The sequence below is a fragment of the Tropicibacter naphthalenivorans genome (assembly GCF_900176475.1).
GTDB lineage: Bacteria > Pseudomonadota > Alphaproteobacteria > Rhodobacterales > Rhodobacteraceae > Tropicibacter > Tropicibacter naphthalenivorans.
The window spans coordinates 105,750-124,889 of record NZ_FWXX01000006.1 but is presented as its reverse complement, the minus strand read 5'-3'; the positions used below and the strand labels follow the sequence as shown (position 1 = coordinate 124,889).

The window sequence follows — 19,140 nt, the reverse complement described above, 5'->3', positions numbered from 1 at the left end:
CCATGACCGCAGACCCCGCCCCGCAGATCGCCGCCGAAGACCGCCTTCGCGCGGATCTTTACAACTTTCTTGGGCTGATCCTGTCCGGGCCGCCGGACCAGATGTTGCTGGACCAGACGGCCGGGCTGTCCGGGGACGACAGCGATCTGGGCAAGGCGATCACCACGCTGGCAAAGATGGCCCGCCTGACCAAGCCGCAGACCGTCCAGTCCGAGTACAACAAGCTGTTCATCGGCCTCGGGCGCGGCGAGCTGCTGCCCTATGCGTCTTATTACCTGACCGGGTTCCTGAACGAGAAACCGCTGGCGCTGCTGCGGCAGGACATGGCGGCGCGCGGTCTTGCGCGGGCCGAGAACGTCTTTGAGCCCGAGGACAACATCGCCAGCCTGATGGAGATGATGGGCGCGATGATCGTGGGCCGCTTTGGCGCGCCCGCCGATCTGCAAACCCAGCGCGACTTTTTCAACAAGCACATCGGGCCGTGGGCGGCGCATTTCTTTGGCGATCTCGAAGGCGCGAAAACGTCGGTGTTCTACGCGCCGGTGGGCAGCGTTGGCCGCGCCTTCATGGAGATCGAGGCCGAAGCGTTCCGCATGAGCGCCTGACCGGATTTCACCGCGGGGCAACCCGTTTTCGAGCGGCGGGCAACCGTCGGAACCACTCAAAAGGGAGAGACCTGATGAGCAAGGAGAAAGAGGCCTCACGCCGCGATTTCCTGAAACTGGCCGGGACTGCGGCGCCGATTGCGGCGGTGGCAGTGGCGACCAGCGGGACGACGGCAGAGGCCGCCCAGCCCGACCTGACGTCTGACAAGATGCAGGACACCGCGCACACCCGTGCGTTCTACGACAGCGCCCGGTTCTAAGCCCGGCCCTGCGTTTGCCGACCAAGGCGACTGGTTGCGTGACGCCCGACTGCCAAGGTCATTTCGTTATCTTGCGCTTTGAAATCAAAGCGTTGAGGGAGAGAGACACATGCTTAGGAAAAAGACCAACGGGGTTGCGCGACGCCCCCAGCGGACTTCGATCCTGTCCGAGGTGGCGAACGCCTCGGTTGACCGCCGCGCGTTTTTGCGCGGATCGGGTCTGGCCATCGGTGGGATGGCGGCGATTGCCGCGACCGGCGGCACCGTGCAGCAGGCCAATGCGGCCACCGCCACCGGCGCGGTGGAGCTGAAGAAATCCGTATGTACGCACTGCTCGGTCGGCTGTACCGTCGTGGCAGAGGTGCAGGACGGCGTCTGGACGGGGCAGGAACCCGGCTGGGACAGCCCGTTCAACCTTGGGGCGCATTGCGCCAAGGGCGCTTCGGTGCGCGAACACGCCCACGGCGAGCGCCGCCTCAAGTACCCGATGAAAAAGGTGAATGGCGAGTGGACCCGCATCAGCTGGGAGCAGGCGATCAACGAGATCGGCGACCAGATGATGACCATCCGGGACGAAAGCGGCCCTGACAGCGTCTATTGGCTGGGCAGCGCCAAGCACAATAACGAGCAGGCCTATCTGTTCCGCAAGTTCGCCGCCTACTGGGGCACGAACAACGTCGACCACCAGGCGCGGATCTGCCACTCGACCACCGTTGCGGGTGTTGCGAACACATGGGGCTACGGCGCCATGACCAACAGCTACAACGACATCCATAACTCCAAGGCGATCTTTATCATCGGCGGCAACCCCGCAGAGGCGCACCCGGTGTCGCTGCTGCACGTGCTGCGCGCCAAGGAACAGAACAACGCCCCGCTGATCGTCTGCGATCCGCGCTTTACCCGCACCGCGGCGCACGCGGACGAGTACGTGCGCTTCCGTCCTGGCAGCGACGTGGCGCTGATCTGGGGCATCCTGTGGCACATCTTTGAGAACGGTTGGGAAGACAAAGAGTTCATCCGCACCCGTGTCTGGGGCATGGACCAGATCCGCGAAGAGGTTGCGCGCTGGACCCCCGAAGAGACCGAGCGCGTCACCGGCGTTCCGGGATCGCAGCTGCGCCGCGTGGCGATGACGCTGGCCAACAACCGTCCCGGCACCCTGATCTGGTGCATGGGCGGCACCCAGCACACCAACGGCAACAACAACACCCGCGCGTATTGTGTGCTTCAGCTGGCGCTGGGGAACATGGGCACGTCCGGCGGCGGCACCAACATCTTCCGCGGCCACGACAACGTGCAGGGCGCAACCGACCTTGGTGTTCTGTCGCACACCCTGCCGGGCTACTACGGTCTGGCCAAGGGCTCGTGGCAGCACTGGGCGCGCGTCTGGGGCGAAGACTTTGACTGGCTGTCGAACCAGTTCGCCAAGGAAACCGGCGCCGACGGCAAGGAAAAGAACCTGATGAACCTGACGGGCATTCCGGTGTCCCGCTGGATCGACGGCGTTCTTGAAGACCCGGACAACATGGACAACCCCAACAAGGTCCGCGCCATGGTGTTCTGGGGCCACGCGCCCAACTCTCAGACCCGTATGGTCGAGATGAAAAAGGCGATGGAGATGCTGGATATGCTGGTCGTGATCGACCCCTATCCGACGGTCTCTGCCGTGCTGAATGACCGCACCGATGGCGTCTACCTGCTGCCGGCGGCCACGCAGTTCGAGACCTACGGGTCGGTGACCGCGTCCAACCGCTCGATCCAGTGGCGCGAGCAGGTGGTCCAGCCCTTGTTCGAAAGCAAACCCGACCACGAGATCGTCGGCCTGTTTGCCAAGAAGTTCGGCTGGCACGACCGGTTCTTCCGCAACATCGAGCTGGAAGCGGACGGCATCACGCCGAACATCGAAAGCACGCTGCGCGAGATCAACAAGGGCATGTGGACGGTGGGCTACACCGGCCAGTCGCCAGAGCGGATCAAGCTGCACATGGCCAACCAGCACACCTTTGACCGCACGACTTTGCGCGCGGTGGGTGGCCCGGCTGATGGCGACTACTACGGTCTGCCGTGGCCCTGCTGGGGCACGCCCGAGATGAACCATCCCGGCTCGCCGAACCTGTATGACATCTCGAAGCCCGTGGCCGATGGCGGTCTGCCCTTCCGGGCGCGCTATGGCGTGGAACGCAATGGTGAAAACCTGCTGGCCGAGGGCGTCTATAACCCCGGTTCGGAAATTCAGGACGGTTACCCTGAGTTCACCATGCAGATGCTCATGGACCTCGGCTGGGACAGCGATCTGACCGACGAGGAACGCGCAGCGATTGATGCCGTGGCCGGTCCCAAGACCAACTGGAAGACCGACCTTTCGGGCGGCATCCAGCGGGTCGCGATCAAGCACGGCTGTGCGCCCTATGGCAACGCCAAGGCGCGGACCGTTGTGTGGACCTTCCCCGATCCGATCCCGGTGCACCGCGAGCCGCTGTACACCAACCGGCGCGATCTGGTCGAGGATTACCCGACCTACGAGGACCGCAAGTTCTATCGTCTGCCGACCATGTATGCGTCGATCCAGAAGAACGACTTCAGCAAGGATTATCCGATCATCCTGACGTCGGGCCGACTGGTCGAATACGAAGGCGGCGGCGACGAGACGCGCTCCAACCCGTGGCTGGCCGAGCTTCAGCAGGACATGTTCGTCGAGATCAACCCGCGCGACGCCAACGATCTTGGTGTGCGGGACGGCAGCATGTGCTGGGTCGAAGGCCCCGAGGGCGGCAAGGTCAAGGTCAAGGCGATGGTCACCGAACGCGTCGGATCGGGCGTGGCTTTCATGCCCTTCCACTTTGGCGGCCACTTCCAGGGCGAGGACCTGCGGGACAAGTACCCCGAAGGCAGCGACCCCTATGTCCTGGGCGAATCCACCAACACCGCGCAGACCTACGGCTATGACTCGGTCACTCAGATGCAAGAGACCAAGGCCACCCTCTGCAAGATCATGCCGGCATAAGGAGACACAGATATGGCAAGAGCAAAATTCCTTTGCGATGCTGAACGTTGCATCGAGTGCAACGCCTGCGTCACCGCCTGCAAGAACGAGCACGAGGTGCCGTGGGGCATCAACCGTCGCCGCGTGGTGACCATTCAGGACGGCAAACCGGGCGAACGCTCGATTTCCGTGGCCTGTATGCACTGCTCGGACGCGCCCTGCATGGCCGTGTGCCCGGTCGACTGCTTCTATCAGTCCGAAGAAGGCGTCGTCCTGCACTCCAAAGACCTGTGCATCGGCTGCGGCTACTGCTTTTACGCGTGCCCTTTTGGCGCGCCGCAGTACCCGCAGGCGGGCAACTTTGGTTCGCGCGGCAAGATGGACAAATGCACCTTCTGCGCCGGTGGCCCCGAAGAGAACAACTCGAATGCCGAGTTCTCCAAGTACGGGCGCAACCGGATCGCCGAGGGCAAGCTGCCCATCTGCGCCGAGATGTGTTCCACCAAGGCTCTGCTCGCCGGTGACGGCGATGTGGTCTCGGCCATCTACCGCGAGCGCGTTGTGGCGCGCGGCTTTGGCTCGGGCGCATGGGGCTGGGGCACCGCTTATGACCAAAAGGATGGCTAAAGCCATCCGGGCGACCAAAAAGACTGCTAAACCGCGCGTTTAGCGGTGGGGCGGGGGATTTCCCGCCCTACCTTTCGTTGCACCGTATGGCGAGGGCCATGCGGCATCTTTGCTTTGCACATGAGGGGGAAGACCCATGTTGCGCCACTTGATGGCTCTACTGACTTGCATCCTGCTGACCGCGCCGGGACTTGGCCACGCGCAGGACACGGATGCACCCGCGATCGACCGTTCCGCCACCGGCGGGGCGCAAACCCTAGAGGACATCCTGCGCCGTCAAGAGGGGCAGGCCATCGACGACAGTTTCCGCAGCGATGCGATTGGCGGTGATGCGATCAGCGCGCCGGGGCTTGGTCCCTTGGGCGGCGCCTCCGACCCAGAGCTGTGGCGCGCGCTGCGCTACAACAAGGCGGACGTGACCGTGTCCACCCGTTCTGACGTGGGCAAAGTCCTTGTCCAGGACGGCGGGATGCGCTGGTACGAGTTCCGCAAGGGGCCGCTGGCGACCTATGGCGGCTGGCTGTTGCTGGGGACCATTGGCTTTTTGGTCGTGTTCTACCTGCTGCGGGGCCGCATCGGCATCGACGGCGGCAAGGCGGGCAGCACCGTCACGCGCTTTCAGTTCTTTGAGCGGTTCTCGCACTGGCTGCTGGCGGGCTCTTTCATCCTGCTGGCGGTGACGGGTCTGCTGACGCTGTTTGGCCGGATGTTCATCGCGCCCTATCTTGGCAAAGACCTGAACGCGACGCTGCTGACCGCGTCCAAGTTCATCCACAACAACGTGGCCTGGGCCTTTATCCTTGGGCTGATTTTCGTGTTCTTCCTGTGGGTTTGGCACAATATCCCCAACAAGCTGGACCTCATTTGGTTCAAGCAGGCAGGCGGGATCATCGGCAACGCGCACCCTCCGGCCAAGAAGTTCAACGCCGGGCAAAAGATCATCTTCTGGAGCGTGATCGTGTTGGGCGGCTCGATTGCCGTGTCGGGCCTGTCGCTGCTGTTCCCGTTCCAGATGCCGCTGTTCGGGCACACCTTTGGTATCCTGAATGATCTGGGCGTGCCGGGGTGGTTCGACATGGCCGCCCTGCCGACCGAGCTTGCCCCGCAAGAGGAAATGCAGCTGGCGCAGTTGTGGCACGCCATCGTCGCCTTTGTGCTGATGGCGATCATCATCGCGCATATCTACATCGGCTCGGTGGGCATGGAAGGCGCCTATGACGCCATGGGCTCTGGCCAGGTGGACGAGGCATGGGCGCATCAGCACCACTCGATCTGGCTGGAGGAGATCAAGGCCAAAGAGGGCAAAGCGTCCGATCAGGCCACCCCAGCCGAATGAAGGCGCTGCTGACAGCGCTGATGCTCTGCGCCGGGGTCGCCTCGGCGCAGGAGTTCACCACGCTCAAGGGGCACGGCGGGCCGATCATGGACATCGCCGTCTCGCGCTCTGGACAGGTGGCGACGGCCAGTTTCGACAATTCCGTCGGGCTGTGGGACGGGGCGGTGCCCCAGTGGCTCGAAGGCCATGAGGCGGCGGTGAACGCCGTGGTCCACTGGGGTTGCGGTCCCGACGGGACGGGGTGCGGCGTGTTCTCGGCGGGCGATGATTTCGCGGTGCGCAGTCTGGGCGGTCCCGACCCTCGGGTTTTGGGGCGTCACAAGGGCAAGGTCACGGATCTTGCCCTGTCGCCGGGTGGCGGCCTGCTCGCCTCTGCCTCTTGGGATGGGACGATCGGGCTTTGGTCGCTGTCTGGCACGCCCTCGGCACACCTTGATGCGCCGGGGGGCGTGAACGCCGTCGCTTTTGAAAGCCCATCGCGCCTTTATGCCGGGACGTCGAATGGCGTGCTCATGCGCTACGATCTAACCAAGGCCGAGGCGCTGCCGGTGGTCCAGCACGGCTTTGGCATCAATGAACTGGTCGTGACCGGGGATTGGATCGCCTATGGCGCGGTGGATGGCGGCACGCGTATCATCGACCAAGATGGGGCCGAGATCGCGGACTTCACGCTGGATCGGCGCCCGATTCTGGCGCTGGCCTATCACGCCGAGACCCATCAGCTCGCCGTGGGCGATGGTGAAGGCTACATCATGATCATCGACACCGCCAACTGGCGCATCGCCCGCGATTTCCGCGCGACCCGGCGCGGGCCGGTCTGGGCGCTGGCCTTTTCGCCCGACGGCGCGGTGATCTGGGCCGGAGGGCTGGACGATGTGGCCTATGGCTGGCCCGTCGCCTTGTTGGACGCCTTCGAACCGGGGATCGACGGGCAGCGCAGCTTCTTGCGCGCGGCAGACACAATGCCCAACGGCGAGCGGCAATTCATGCGCAAGTGTTCCATCTGCCACGCCCTGACGCCGGGCCCATCGCGCAAGGCAGGGCCGACGCTGTACGGGGTCTTTGGCCGCCGCGCCGGAAGCCTGCCGGGCTACAGCTATTCGCAAACCTTGCAGAGCGCCGATTTTACGTGGTCCGACGCCACCATCGACGCGCTGTTCGACCAAGGGCCGGATCACTATATTCCTGGCTCAAAAATGCCCATGCAGGTGATCGCAGGCGCCAATGACCGCGCCGATCTGATCGCTTTTCTCAAGCAGGCCACCACGGCCAACCGACAGGAGTAACCCGCAATGAAAGCCATGTTCACCGGCTTTGTCGCCATGACCCTCATCGCCATCGGCGCCTATTTCGCGCTGCACGAAATGGGGTTTTCCTCGGCGGATGTGATGTCCGGCCCCAACGTCCGCCTAGAGTAACCGGCCCTTTTCAGGTAGCACCAAGCGCATGAGCACCCCTGACGATTACGGCGGCACCTTGGCGGGCGCATCGATCCTTGTGATCGATGACGAGCCGGGGATGCGTCATTTCCTGACCCGCATCCTGTCCTCGCGCGTCAAACGCGTGGCCGAGGCTGGCTCTCCGGCAGAGGCGACCCGCCTGCTGGACGAGGCGCATTTCGATCTGGTGATCCTCGACAATATCATGCCCGGGACTACCGGGCTGGAATGGGTGACGGAACAGCGCCGCAAGGGCTTTTTCGCCGATACGATCATGATCACCGCCTATGCGGATCTGGAAACGGCGATTGCCGCCCTGCGCGCCGGGGTCAGTGACTTTGTGCTCAAACCGTTCCGGGCGAACCAGATTCTGGGGGCGGTGGCGCGGACGCTTGATCGCAAATATCTGCGGCGCGACAACACCTTGCTGCGCCACGAGCTGAACACCGATGCAGCGCGCGGCAAGCTGCTGGGCACCTCGCAGGCGGTGTCTGCGGTGCGCGACATGCTGCACAAGCTGGGGCCGTTGCCGACGCCCGTCCTGTTCACCGGCGCGAGCGGCACGGGCAAGGAAATCGCGGCCCGGTCGCTTCATGCGCTGTCGGACCGCGCCGAAAAACCCTTTGTCGCGGTGAATTGCGCGGCGATCGCGCCGGATCACATGGCCTCGGAGCTGTTTGGCCGGGTCGAGAGCGACGACCGCCTGAAACCGGGGCTGTTCCTGCTGGCGGATGGCGGTACGCTGTTCCTGGACGAAGTGGCGCAGATGCCCGAGCAGCTTCAGGCAGCGCTGCTCCGTGTGCTCGAAGACCAGCGGGTGCGCCCCATCGGGGCCGAGCGGGAAATCCCGCTGAACCTGCGGTTCCTGTTTGCGACCAACGCCGATCTGGATCAAGCGGTGGCCATGGGCAAGTTCCGCGCCGATTTGTACCACCGGATCAATGTTTTGCGGATCGAGATGCCACCTTTGCGCGAACGCGCAGACGACATTGTCGAGCTGGCATCGCTGTTCATGGAACAGTTCGCCACGACCTTGGGGATGCGGCCCCTTGCGCTGGACGAGCAGACCTTGCTGAAACTGCGACGTTACGACTGGCCGGGGAATGTGCGCGAGCTGCGCAACCTGATCGAACGGTCTGTGATCCTTGGCGGGTTCCCCGACGAATTCTCGGGGCAGGGCAGTGTCGCGGGCACCGAGGCCATCGAGAACCTCGATCTGGTGATGCAGCGCCACATGATGCACGTGCTGGATCGCTGTGACGGCAACCGGGCCGAAGCGGCGCGGCGCTTGGGTGTCTCGCGCAAGACCATCGACCGCAAGATGGCGGTCTGGGGCGAATAGCTATTGCCCGGCAGACAGCAGCGCCGCGCGATCCACCATAAAGCGATCCGCCAAGGGCAGGCTCGCCGCGCCAAAGGCACGCGCATCCGGGCCGACAGAGCCTTCGCGGATGTAGGGCAGTTCCAGCCCCGGAATGGTTAGGCTGCGCAGTTGGCGCTGGGTGATCTCGACGATGCGCGCGCGCACGTCCTGCGGGATGCTGCCGTCGAGGATCACACATTCCACGTCAATCACGCTGGTCGCCGAGGCGATGGCATAGGTCAGCCCCTGCGCCGTGCCCATGATCCACGGATCAAGGATGTGATCAGGCACGTTCCACGCGCGTGAATCCTCGGACACGGCGTCATTGTCGCCGGTGGCGGCGCTCATCTCGCGTTCAAGATTGGCCAGCGAGGCGACGTTGAACAGCTGTACGATCTTGCCGCCCTTGACCCCGATCGGGGTCGAGCCAAAGGCCGCCGCGTTCCCGGTCGAGCCGGTGTAAAGCGCATTGTCCAGCACCAGCCCACCGCCGATGAAATAGCCAATGAAGTAATACAGAAAGTTCGCTGGTTTGTTCTGATCGCCAAAGACCAACTCGGCCCCGCAGGCGCAAGAGGCGTCGTTTTGCAGATAGACCGGAAAGCCCCATTCGGCGTGCAGCTCCGCCGCCAGGTCATAGTCGCGCCAGCCTTGCATTTCGGCCTTGTCGACCTTGAAGGGCGTCGGGAATTCCCACAGCCGGAATGGCGTTGCGATGCCGAGGCCCGCGACGCGGGCACGCTGAGCCTTGGTCAGGGTCTCGAGCAGCGCGCCAATCGAGGCGTTGGTAAACTCGGTGACGGTGCGGGGCAGGGGCGCAGTGTTGCGCAGCGACCGGCGGCCCAGTTCGGCGCCCAGAAAATCCGTCAGGATCAGGTCCAGACTGCGCTGCCCGATCTTGAGCCCCAGAAAGAATGCCCCATCGGGTTGCAACCCCATGGGCACCGAAGGCTGGCCGACCTTGCCGCGCACCGGCTCTCCCTTGCCAAGCAGGCCGTCGGCCTCAAGCGCGCGCATGATCACCGACACGGTCTGCGCCGACAGGCCAGTGCGCCGGGCGATCTCGACCTTGGCGAGCGGTCCGTTTTGTCGAATCAAAGTCAGCACGAGGCGTTCGTTGTAGGCACGAATGCCGCTTTGGTTCGATCCACGAGACATGGACGCTATCGAATAGGCCGTTTCCTGTGTCACGTTTTTTCCGTTACTTCAAACGCTTGCGTAAAAAACCCGGGTTTAGGGTGTCCTGAACAGTCCCGCAAGTCGGCCCTCAAGTCAATAATAAATAAGATTGCTTTATCTATTGACGCGCGGGGTTCGAATCTGCTTACCTTGGGCCACGCGATGCAGAAGGTGAGGCTTCGCTGGGCGGCCAAGCCCAAACCATCGCACCGGATTTCTTTTGGGAGGATACACCATGAAGACCATTAAATCAGCCATCAAATTGGCTGCGACCGCATCCATCGTTGCCCTGTCCGCTGGCGCGGCACAGGCTGAAACCGGCGCATGCCTGATCACCAAGACCGACACCAACCCTTTCTTCGTCAAGATGAAAGAGGGCGCGCTGCAAGGGGCAGAGGCCAACGGCATCAGCTTGCAGACCTTTGCGGGCAAGATCGACGGCGACGTCGAAAGCCAGGTCGCGGCGGTTGAATCCTGCATCGCAAGCGGCGCCAAGGGCATCCTGATCACCCCGTCCGACAGCCGCGCGCTGGCGCCGGTCATCGGTCAGGCGCGCGACGCTGGCATCCTTGTGATCGCGCTGGACACGCCGTTTGAACCGGCGGAAACTGCTGACGCGACCTTTGCCACCGACAACTTCAAGGCTGGTGAGTTGATCGGCCAGTGGGCCGCCGCGTCCATGAACGCGGACGAGGCCAAGATCGCGCTGCTCGACCTGAACGCGTCGGAAATCTCGGTGGACTACCTGCGCAACAACGGCTTCCTTCAGGGCTTTGGCGTCGACATCAAGGACCCGACCGACATCGGTGACGAAGATGACGCGCGTATCGTTGGCAACGACGTGACCAACGGCAACGAAGAAGGCGGCCGCACCGCCATGGAAAACCTGCTGCAAAAAGATAGCGGCGTGAACGTGGTTTACACCATCAACGAACCGGCGGCTGCGGGCGCTTACGAGGCGCTGAAATCGGTCGGTCTGGAAAGCCAGGCGCTGATCGTGTCCGTCGACGGCGGCTGCCCCGGCGTGCAGAACGTGGCCGAAGGCGTGATCGGCGCGACCTCCATGCAGTTCCCGCTGCTGATGGCTTCCAAGGGCATCGAAGCGATCAAAACCTTTGCCGAAACCGGTGAAAAGCCGCAGAACTCCGAAGGTCTGGACTTTTACAACACCGGCGTTCAGCTGGTGACCGACAAGCCGGTTGACGGCATCGAGTCCATCACCTCGGAAGAAGCGCTCAAGCTCTGCTGGGGCTAAATCCCGCACGATAAAGGGGGCGGGCCAGCGATTGGCCTGCCCCTATTTTATTCCCGCGCCGCATAGCGCGCCGTTTTTCCAATTCCCGGAGGTATGGCCATGGCCGAACCCGCGCCTCAGCGCCCCGGCGGTCAGGATTTCGAACAGACCCTGAACCAAAGCGACACCAACGTCGCGCGTTTCGAAAATACCGACCGTACGTTTCTGAAATCCCTGCAACATTTCCTGCATGGCAATCCGACGATCGTGCCGGTGGTGATCTTGATCCTCGGCATTGTCGGCTTTGCGGTTGTCACCGATGGCAAGTTCCTGTCCCTGTACAACATGAACGTGATCCTTCAGCGGGTCAGCATCGTCGGCACCTTGGCGGCGGCGCAAACGCTGGTTATCCTGACGGCGGGGATTGACCTGTCGATTGGCGCGCTGATGGTGCTGATGAGCATGGCGATGGGCCATTTGGCGGTGTCCATGGGCGTGCCTGCGCCGCTGGCGGTGCTGATCGGTCTTGGGGGCGGCGGCCTGTGCGGGTTCCTCAACGGTCTGCTGGTGACCAAGGTCAAACTGCCGCCGTTCATCACCACACTGGGCACGTGGCGCATCTTTTATGCGTTGATTTTCATGGTCTTCGGGTCGCAATCCATCCGTGGCGGCGACATCGACAAGGTCGCGCCCTTGCTGAAATTCTGGGGCAATGTGCTGGTGCTTGGGCCGGTGCGGCTGACCTATGGGTCCATCCTGCTGTTCGTGATCTTTTTCGTGCTATGGTACGTGCTGACGCAGACCGCCTGGGGCCGACACGTCTATGCCGTGGGCGATGATGCCGAGGCCGCCGAGCTGTCGGGGATGCAGTCCGACCGCGTTTTGCGGCAGGTCTACATCGTGGCCGGTGTCGTTGGCGGGCTTGCGGCTTGGATGGCGATTGGCCGTCTGGGATCGGCGTCCCCAACGTCGTTCGCCGAGGCTAACCTTGAAAGCATCACTGCCGTGGTGATCGGGGGAATCTCGCTGTTTGGCGGGCGCGGCTCGATATGGGGCGTGTTCTTTGGCGCGATCATCGTGCAGGTGTTCGACGCGGGGCTGTCCATGACCTCGCTGGACACACAGGCGAAATACATGGCGCTTGGCGTGCTGATCATCGTCGCGGTGGCCATGGACCAATGGATCAGAAAGGTGTCGGCATGACTGTGCAACCCATCGTTCAAGGTCGTGGGATCGTCAAACGCTACGGCCACGTCACAGCCATCGACCATTCCGATTTTGACCTCTATCCGGGTGAAATCCTCGCCGTGATCGGCGACAACGGGGCGGGCAAGTCCTCTATCGTCAAGTCGATCTGCGGCGCGGTGCATCCCGACGAAGGCGAAATCAAGATCGAAGGCAAGCCGGTCCACTTCAACAGCCCTCTGGATGCGCGCGACATGGGGATCGAGATTGTTTATCAACAGCTTGCGCTCTCTCCGGCTTTGTCCATCGCGGACAATATGTTCGCCGGGCGCGAGCTGCTGAAACCGGGGGTCATGGGCAAGGTCTTTCGCCAGCTCGACAAGAAGGCGATGGAAGACTTCGCCCGTCAAAAGCTGAGCGATCTTGGCCTGATGACCGTGCAATCGATCAATCAAGCCGTGGAAACCCTGTCCGGTGGTCAGCGCCAAGGCGTCGCGGTGGCCCGCGCTGCGGCCTTTGCCAAGAAGTTCATCATCATGGATGAGCCGACAGCGGCGCTTGGCGTCAAGGAAAGCCGCCGCGTGCTGGAGCTGATCCAAGAGGTCCGGTCGCGGGGCATTCCGATTGTGCTGATCTCGCACAACATGCCGCATGTTTTCGAGGTGGCGGATCGCATCCACATCCACCGTCTGGGCAAGCGTCACGCGGTGATCGACCCGGCCAAGTTCTCGATGTCCGATGCGGTGGCGATCATGACCGGCGCGTCAGAGGCGCCGCCCATCGAAGACCAGCAGTTGACGCCGAAGGTCGCGTAAACCAGCGAAAAACAAGGGCGCAGAGAGTCAATCCTCTGCGCCCACTTACTTTACATAACGTTGATTATCCGTGTCAGTCCTTGTAGCCGCGCTGGATCGGGACCGGCTTGATGCGGAACTCATCAGCGTAATAGCCTGCGTCCAAGGCGTTGCGCGCCGCAAAGAAGTTGGTCAGCGAAATCGCCACCTGGAACGAGAAGTCCGTGGAATAGGCGGCTTCGGTCGTGGGCATCGCGGCGGGCGTGTTCTGGAACCAGAACATCCACTCATCTGTCCCGGCCTGCTTTGGCACTTCGGTGCCGCCATCGGGAACCGCGCCATCGGGCACCAGAGACACCAGCGCCGGATATTGCGCGTTGATGTGGCACGACAGGCACGACGTGGTGCTCAGATCCACCGGCCCGTTCAGACGCCCGTTCCACCCAAGGTGCTGCGGCGGCAGATGCGGGTTCAGGTCCGGATGATCAAAGATCACCGTCTCTTTCAGACCGGGGTTTGATCGCGTTTCGGTTGCGGGAAAGCCGGTGATGTAACCGGGCTCGGTGTTGTCAGGATCGTTCCCCCATTGCACGCCCACCGGGATCAGGTTGTTCTGCATCCGGGTGGCGTCATCCTGCGCCTTCGGGTCGGCAGCACCGTTATAGGCAAAGGTGCCCATGACCCACTTTGTTTCCCCTGCCCGGCTGTCGCGCACAGCGACGTCCATCTGCACCAGACGCAGCGGTTGCACCGTGCGTTTGTCGGATGTCCAGAAGTTCTGCGTGATGTAGCCGCGCCATTCCACAGGGTTTTGCAAGACGGCAATGTCCGCGCCATCCTTGGCCGCATCGGTGAACAGCAGCTTGGCAAAGACCGCGCCATCCTTGAACCCGCCGCCATAGCGCGCATCGGTGGTGCGCGGGTCGGGATTGGTCGGATCGGCCCACATCTGCCCCAGCGTATAGCCCGCAATGTCGTTGACCAGTGTGATCGCGTAGACCGAATAGTTCCCCTCTTGATCGGTTTGGTTCGGGCCAATCTGGCCTTGGCTGATGGGGGCTTCCTTGATCAGGCCGCGAAAGCCTTCGGTGCCGCCGTTGGGCGGATAGGCCGTGGGCGAGCTGTGCAGCCACGGGATATGATACCAGTTGGCCTGCGCGTTCTGGAAAGGATCCCAACTGGGGGCGTTGCCGGTGAGCGAATAGGTTTTCACGCCAACGAGATAGTCCAGAGCCTGCACGGGATCGGTGGGATCAAGCTCCCAGAAGGGCGGCATTTCGCTGGGCAAATCCTTTGGGAAATCGGTTTTTAACCGGAAAATCGGCTGGTCCGAAAAGCAGGCGAAATAGACGTTCGGCTCGATCATAAAGCCAAAGTCCGGGTACGGGTTCTGCGTGTTGGCCTGCGGGCCGCCCGCCGTATGGCCGACCTGCGCGGCCTTGGCCGCCTCGACCGGGGTCAGGGGCTTGGTCGCGGTGGCGTCGCACAAGGGATTGATTTCGCTTGGGGATTGGGCGGCAAGTCCGCCGGGCAATGCCATGATGGCAGCACAAATCGCGCCGGGAATCCGGTGTTTCATAGGGTTTCTCCTGTTGCGTGGTTAGAAAACTTGGGTCAGGTGGCGAATTGCTCTGGCGTCACCCCCAGCGCGGCGCTGACGGCGTCCACCGTGGCGGGCGCATCCAGCGTGAAATAGGGGTCCAGCCCCCGTTCCACGCGGGACGCACGCACCGCATTGCGCAGCGCAAGGAAGACGCTGGTCGCCAGAACCAAGGGCGGCTCGCCGACCTCTTTGGACGACAGCACGCCGCTCATCGGGTCCAGCGGGAAGGGCACCTCGGACCGCGGGAAGAGATGCGTGTTCATCTCCAGCGGAATGGTCGTGGTGGCGGGGATCTTGTACCGCCAAGTATTGACCGAGTTCAGCGTCCCGGCGTTCGGCCCGTCCGGCTGAAAGGCCAGACGTTCGGTCAGCACATAGCCGATCCCCTGGACAAAGGCGCCCTCGATCTGGCCGATGTCGATCGCAGGGTTCAGGCTCATCCCCATGTCATAGGCGATGTCAGAGGAAATCACCTTGGTCTCGCCGGTCAGCACGTCGACCTCGACCACCGACGCCGCCGCCGAATAGGTCCAGCCGCAGAACTGGGTAAAGCTGCCGGGTTGGCCATCGGTGCCCGTATAGCCGGGGATTTTCGGCTGGTCGTTCAGAGGCTTATAGGTGACGTTCGGCATCTCGGTCGTGCCGCCCTGGATCACCGCGTTAAAGCTGGCGGTCAGGTTGACGCGCGCCTGATAGGCTTGGGCCACGATCAGCGACCATATCAATTTATGTTGGCCGTCCGGGGTTTTCACCACCGCATTCCAGCCGCCTTCGTGGTTCCAATAGTCGATCTGGTTGCGCTTGCACCACCCGTCGCCATGCTCCAGCCGCAGCTCTTCGACAAAGCTGCTGATCCGCGTACGCATCTGCTGGCCCAGTTGTTTGACCGCCTCGGCGTTGTAGGAGGTGCCCGTCGAGCCACCCGAAGACGTGGGGTTCGGCGTCACTGAGGTATTGGCGTTTTCCACCCGGACCATGTCCATGGGGATATTCAGAACCAAGGCAACCACTTGGCGCGCAACAGTCAGCAGCCCCTGCCCCATCTCGACGCCGCTTTGGTGGATCACCACCGTGCCGTCCGCCTGATAGATCGAGACCGTCGCCGTTGCCTGTTCCAGCAGCGGCAGATTGTATCCCGAGCCGTATTTGACCGGCAGCATGGCGACCCCGCGCTTGCGCCAGCGGTTGGCGGTGTTAAAGGCCTCGACCTCGGCCACCTTTGCGTCAAAGTCGCACTTGTCCTTGAGCCAGTGCCAGACCTCGCGGATATAACATTCCGGCAGAGCCTGTCCGAACGGCGTGACCTCACCTCGGGTATAAAGGCTTTTCTCGCGGACGTCCTCGCCGCGCATCCCAAGGGCGTGGGCTGCGTCATCAATCGCCGCCTCAACAATCACCTTGCTTTGGATATCGCCAAAAGACCGCATGGCTGTCGAAGGCGCGGTGTTGGTGCGGCACACGTCGATCTGCGCTTGGTAGTTCGGCACGCTATAGGCGTTATCTGCGCGCGTTATCAGACAGTTGGACACGATGAACGAGCAGTCATAGAACGCCCCGCCGTCGCCCCAGAATTGCAGCGATTGCCCGCGAATGCGGCCGCGATCCTCGGGGCGGATGTCGCCTTGGTCCAGCGCGATGGTGCAATGACCCTTGTAGCCGTGGCGTTTGCCGATCATCGACGTGTCTTGCTCACGCGTCAGCGCCAGCTTGACCGGACGATCCGTCGCCGCAGCCGCCACCATCGCCGGGCCAACCACAAACCGGGTCTGCTCGGTCTTGCCGCCAAAGCCGCCACCCACCGGGGGCACCTTGACCTCGATGTGGTTATACTGCGCGCCGAGCGCCATGGCGCTGGTCTGGTGCATTTCCTGCGGGCTTTGGGTCGAGGGGTGGATCAGGTAGCTATGCGCGTCCCCCGGCTCGACCAGAACGGCCTGCGGTTCCATGTAGAAATGCGCCTGCCCGCCGCAGCTGTGCGCGCCGCTGACCACGGTGCAGGCGATGTTGCCCACCAGCGTGTCGGCCTCGACCGTAACCGGGGCGGCGTTCGCCTCTGGCATCCAATCCAGCACGCTGCCCGGGCGGGTGATCCGCCAGATATGAGAGACAAACGGCGCAGAGCTGGGGTAGTCGGGATAGATGCTGCCCAGCTCGATCGCCTTGTCCAAGGTCAGCACCGGGGCGTCCCACCAATCGGGGCCGTCATAGGTGATCGGGCCGTAAGCCACGCAGCGTTGCGTCACGAATTCCGCAATGGTTTCCGCCTCTTGCGGGCCGCTCGCCCCGATCAAGGCCAAGGCCTGCCCGACGTAGACCACCGCCCCCGTCGAGAACAGCGGCTGGTCCGCGCCCATGCCTTGCAGGTTGATCCCGCCCTTGGGCACGTCGTCGCAGGTGATGAGATCCTGGAAGGCGGGGAACTGCGCGGCCAGCAGCGCTGACAGCGCCCCGGCGGTCAGGTCGGCCCCCGTCTCGGGATGGACCCAGCGGAACATCCCCAGCGGTTTGGTGCTCTGGACAAGGCTCGCGTAGAGCGTGCCGTTCGGCGTCGGCAGCTCATGCGTATAGCGCAGTTTGCCCGCCGTCTGCTCCATCGCGAGATACTTGATGTAGGGGTCGCCCACTGGCTGGCGTTCCCAATCCTTGTCGCTTTCCCAATCCTGATGGCCCTTGCTGATCGGCCAATTGCCCCACATCTGCTGGCCGGCCGAGGCGACCTCTGGCGGGACATCGCTTTGCGCCGCGACCACGGCTTTGTACAGGAAACTGGTGGCCAGCTGTGCCTTGTAGGCGTTGGGGATGTTCTCGGACGGCAAGCCCTCCATGCGCGGGGCGGTGGCGTCGAGCGCCTCGCTCACCTCTTTCAAGAGAAGGGTCGCGATCTCGCCCATCATCTCCAGCGACAGGGGGCGGCCCAGCAGCGCCTCTTGCGTGGCCCGCGCCGCCCAAGGCAGCGGCAGGATGCCCCCAAAGACCAGATACGCTTCGGTCACAATCCCTTGGTCATCCACGCAAATTCGCGTGCAGGCGTTGACGAGGCTGTGCGAGTTCACCTCGCGCAGCGCCGTCTTATGGGCCGAGACAAAGGCCCCCGGCTGCGTCGGGATTTGCACGTTCAGGATCACCACGCGGCGGGCAAATTCGGGCACCTGCGCGAGTAAATCATAGAGCTCGCCCAAGGGCGTCGTCTTGACGCCGTCTTCGGCGAAATCCATCCATTCGACCTGCGCGCCCACACCGACCAGCGCGGTTGCGGCATCCGAGGGAAAGGGCTCTCCGGCGGCGATGTGATGCGCCACCAGCATGAGGTTGCCGCCAAGGGTCGCGGCGTTGCGCACCAGCCGCCCTGCCGTGCGCCGCGCCATGTAATGCACCGCGCCCAGCGGCGTCGTGCTGGGGAAACGCGCCTCGCCCGTGGCATCCGGATCGCTCTGGCCCAAGTCGGTCATGGCCTGCTGCAAGATCTCAATCAGCTGCGAATAGGTGATTGAGGCGGGTACCGTCAGACAGTCGCTCAGCTGAGGCGCGTGGTTCAAGTCTGGCACCGCGCTAAGGTCGATCAGCACGTCGGCGGCAAGGTATTCGTCCTTGTAGACACCGTAGGATGTGTTCGCCTGCACCAGCCGCGCCTCGGGGTAAGCCCCCATCATATCGCGCAATTTATCCAGATCCCGCGGCACCAGCCACAGCTTGTTCCCTTCGATCTGGGCCGGGGTCGCGGGGGCTTTGGCCCCATCGGGAAAGGGAATGTCGTAGCCCGTCGCGGGAATTTGCACCTGCGCTTCGTGGTCGAGTTTCAGCGGCATTTGCGCAGCCGCGTCGGCCTCTGTCCAATCCGAGGCAAGCGATTTCATCCCCGACAGGATCGCGCGATAGCCGGTGCAACGGCACAGGTTGCCGTCCAGCGCCGCCTCGACCTCGCGCTGGGTGGCCTGCGGGTTGTTGGCGAAAAACTCGGTCATGTTCATGACGAACCCGACCGAACAATAGCCGCATTGCGTGCCGTTGTTTGCGGCCAACGTGTGCGCGACCTTGTTCATGCCACCGTGTTCCTGCTTGCCCGTGATGGCTTCGTCGACGTCTTCGAGAATGTCGGCCAAAGCGTCCATATGCGCGTCCAAGGCCTTGGCCACCTCGGGCAGGTCCGCCGGGCGATCCGGCGATTGCGTCGCCGCCATCCAGCCGAAAACCGGGTTGTGCGACAGGCGCGCAGGGGTTGGTTTGACCGGGGTGCCGGTGCCTTCGACCGTGGTGACGGCCAGCCCGTTCAGGGCTGTGACAGGCCGTAGACAAGAGTTGATGGCGCGATGGTTCGGCGCGCCTTTTTCAGCGTCCCAATCGGACAGGATCACCGTGCAGCCGCCGCAACCGCCCTGTCCACAAGGCTTTTTCGGCCCAGACAGGTTCACCTGCGGCGACTTGAGATAGTCAATCAGCAGCAGATCCGGCGACGGGTTCGCGATCTCGACCTGCTTGCCGTTCAGATAGAACTTTACCACGTTATCGGTCATCGCACCCCTCCTCTGGGTCGG

General features: G+C 63.0%; 14 protein-coding genes. 11 read left to right on the top strand and 3 right to left on the bottom strand.

Annotated features, from left to right (window positions below):
- Positions 1-2 precede the first annotated feature (2 nt).
- From B9A11_RS13750 to B9A11_RS13720, 8 genes are all read left to right on the top strand, one after another.
- Positions 3-605: a TorD/DmsD family molecular chaperone gene (locus B9A11_RS13750; protein ID WP_143595887.1), complete on the top strand. Its 603-nt coding sequence runs from the start codon at positions 3-5 to the stop codon at positions 603-605.
- Positions 606-679: 74 nt separating this feature from the next.
- The gene (locus B9A11_RS13745) at positions 680-865 is read left to right on the top strand and encodes a hypothetical protein (protein WP_058248615.1); all 186 of its coding nucleotides are present in this window, start codon (positions 680-682) and stop codon (positions 863-865) included.
- 109 nt (positions 866-974) lie between these two features.
- A complete protein-coding gene (locus tag B9A11_RS13740) occupies positions 975-3,869 on the top strand; it encodes a formate dehydrogenase subunit alpha (protein ID WP_058248614.1) in 2,895 nt (964 codons plus the stop codon).
- A 12-nt stretch (positions 3,870-3,881) separates the two neighbouring features.
- The gene (gene fdh3B / locus B9A11_RS13735; RefSeq protein ID WP_058248613.1) at positions 3,882-4,475 is read left to right on the top strand and encodes a formate dehydrogenase FDH3 subunit beta; all 594 of its coding nucleotides are present in this window, start codon (positions 3,882-3,884) and stop codon (positions 4,473-4,475) included.
- A 136-nt stretch (positions 4,476-4,611) separates the two neighbouring features.
- Positions 4,612-5,811: a formate dehydrogenase subunit gamma gene (locus B9A11_RS13730; RefSeq protein WP_058248612.1), complete on the top strand. Its 1,200-nt coding sequence runs from the start codon at positions 4,612-4,614 to the stop codon at positions 5,809-5,811.
- Positions 5,808-7,097, top strand: a complete 1,290-nt coding sequence (locus tag B9A11_RS13725) for a c-type cytochrome (RefSeq protein ID WP_058248611.1) — start codon at positions 5,808-5,810, stop codon at positions 7,095-7,097. Before B9A11_RS13730 ends, B9A11_RS13725 begins: the two co-directional genes overlap by 4 nt.
- Before the next feature lie 6 nt (positions 7,098-7,103).
- Positions 7,104-7,229, top strand: a complete 126-nt coding sequence (locus tag B9A11_RS22485; protein ID WP_268811252.1) for a hypothetical protein — start codon at positions 7,104-7,106, stop codon at positions 7,227-7,229.
- 28 nt (positions 7,230-7,257) lie between these two features.
- Positions 7,258-8,592 carry a sigma-54-dependent transcriptional regulator gene (locus tag B9A11_RS13720; protein ID WP_058248610.1) on the top strand — a complete coding sequence of 445 codons (1,335 nt, stop codon included), beginning with the start codon at positions 7,258-7,260 and terminating at the stop codon, positions 8,590-8,592.
- Here B9A11_RS13720 and B9A11_RS13715 read toward each other — a convergent pair whose 3' ends face one another.
- Positions 8,593-9,771: an ROK family transcriptional regulator gene (locus B9A11_RS13715; RefSeq protein ID WP_058248609.1), complete on the bottom strand. Its 1,179-nt coding sequence runs from the start codon at positions 9,769-9,771 to the stop codon at positions 8,593-8,595.
- Between the two features lie 256 nt (positions 9,772-10,027).
- Between B9A11_RS13715 and B9A11_RS13710 the strand changes: the two genes are divergently transcribed.
- From B9A11_RS13710 to B9A11_RS13700, 3 genes are all read left to right on the top strand, one after another.
- Positions 10,028-11,047 carry a sugar ABC transporter substrate-binding protein gene (locus tag B9A11_RS13710; RefSeq protein ID WP_058248608.1) on the top strand — a complete coding sequence of 340 codons (1,020 nt, stop codon included), beginning with the start codon at positions 10,028-10,030 and terminating at the stop codon, positions 11,045-11,047.
- A gap of 99 nt (positions 11,048-11,146) precedes the next feature.
- Positions 11,147-12,229, top strand: a complete 1,083-nt coding sequence (locus tag B9A11_RS13705; protein WP_058248607.1) for an ABC transporter permease — start codon at positions 11,147-11,149, stop codon at positions 12,227-12,229.
- A complete protein-coding gene (locus B9A11_RS13700; protein ID WP_083499900.1) occupies positions 12,205-13,026 on the top strand; it encodes an ATP-binding cassette domain-containing protein in 822 nt (273 codons plus the stop codon). Before B9A11_RS13705 ends, B9A11_RS13700 begins: the two co-directional genes overlap by 25 nt.
- A gap of 73 nt (positions 13,027-13,099) precedes the next feature.
- Here B9A11_RS13700 and B9A11_RS13695 read toward each other — a convergent pair whose 3' ends face one another.
- Complete coding sequence (locus tag B9A11_RS13695) at positions 13,100-14,584, bottom strand: hypothetical protein (protein ID WP_058248605.1); 1,485 nt, start codon at positions 14,582-14,584, stop codon at positions 13,100-13,102.
- Between the two features lie 35 nt (positions 14,585-14,619).
- Positions 14,620-19,119, bottom strand: a complete 4,500-nt coding sequence (locus tag B9A11_RS13690; RefSeq protein WP_058248604.1) for a molybdopterin cofactor-binding domain-containing protein — start codon at positions 19,117-19,119, stop codon at positions 14,620-14,622.
- Positions 19,120-19,140: the final 21 nt, after the last annotated feature.

Excerpts from the sequence above, each read along its gene's own strand:
- B9A11_RS13750 (WP_143595887.1), top strand. The coding sequence starts at position 3 with ATGACCGCAGACCCCGCCCCGCAGATCGCCGCCGAAGACCGCCTTCGC.
- B9A11_RS13745 (WP_058248615.1), top strand. The coding sequence starts at position 680 with ATGAGCAAGGAGAAAGAGGCCTCACGCCGCGATTTCCTGAAACTGGCC.
- B9A11_RS13740 (WP_058248614.1), top strand. The coding sequence starts at position 975 with ATGCTTAGGAAAAAGACCAACGGGGTTGCGCGACGCCCCCAGCGGACT.
- fdh3B (WP_058248613.1), top strand. The coding sequence starts at position 3,882 with ATGGCAAGAGCAAAATTCCTTTGCGATGCTGAACGTTGCATCGAGTGC.
- B9A11_RS13730 (WP_058248612.1), top strand. The coding sequence starts at position 4,612 with ATGTTGCGCCACTTGATGGCTCTACTGACTTGCATCCTGCTGACCGCG.
- B9A11_RS13725 (WP_058248611.1), top strand. The coding sequence starts at position 5,808 with ATGAAGGCGCTGCTGACAGCGCTGATGCTCTGCGCCGGGGTCGCCTCG.
- B9A11_RS22485 (WP_268811252.1), top strand. The coding sequence starts at position 7,104 with ATGAAAGCCATGTTCACCGGCTTTGTCGCCATGACCCTCATCGCCATC.
- B9A11_RS13720 (WP_058248610.1), top strand. The coding sequence starts at position 7,258 with ATGAGCACCCCTGACGATTACGGCGGCACCTTGGCGGGCGCATCGATC.
- B9A11_RS13715 (WP_058248609.1), bottom strand. The coding sequence starts at position 9,771 with ATGTCTCGTGGATCGAACCAAAGCGGCATTCGTGCCTACAACGAACGC.
- B9A11_RS13710 (WP_058248608.1), top strand. The coding sequence starts at position 10,028 with ATGAAGACCATTAAATCAGCCATCAAATTGGCTGCGACCGCATCCATC.
- B9A11_RS13705 (WP_058248607.1), top strand. The coding sequence starts at position 11,147 with ATGGCCGAACCCGCGCCTCAGCGCCCCGGCGGTCAGGATTTCGAACAG.
- B9A11_RS13700 (WP_083499900.1), top strand. The coding sequence starts at position 12,205 with ATGGATCAGAAAGGTGTCGGCATGACTGTGCAACCCATCGTTCAAGGT.
- B9A11_RS13695 (WP_058248605.1), bottom strand. The coding sequence starts at position 14,584 with ATGAAACACCGGATTCCCGGCGCGATTTGTGCTGCCATCATGGCATTG.
- B9A11_RS13690 (WP_058248604.1), bottom strand. The coding sequence starts at position 19,119 with ATGACCGATAACGTGGTAAAGTTCTATCTGAACGGCAAGCAGGTCGAG.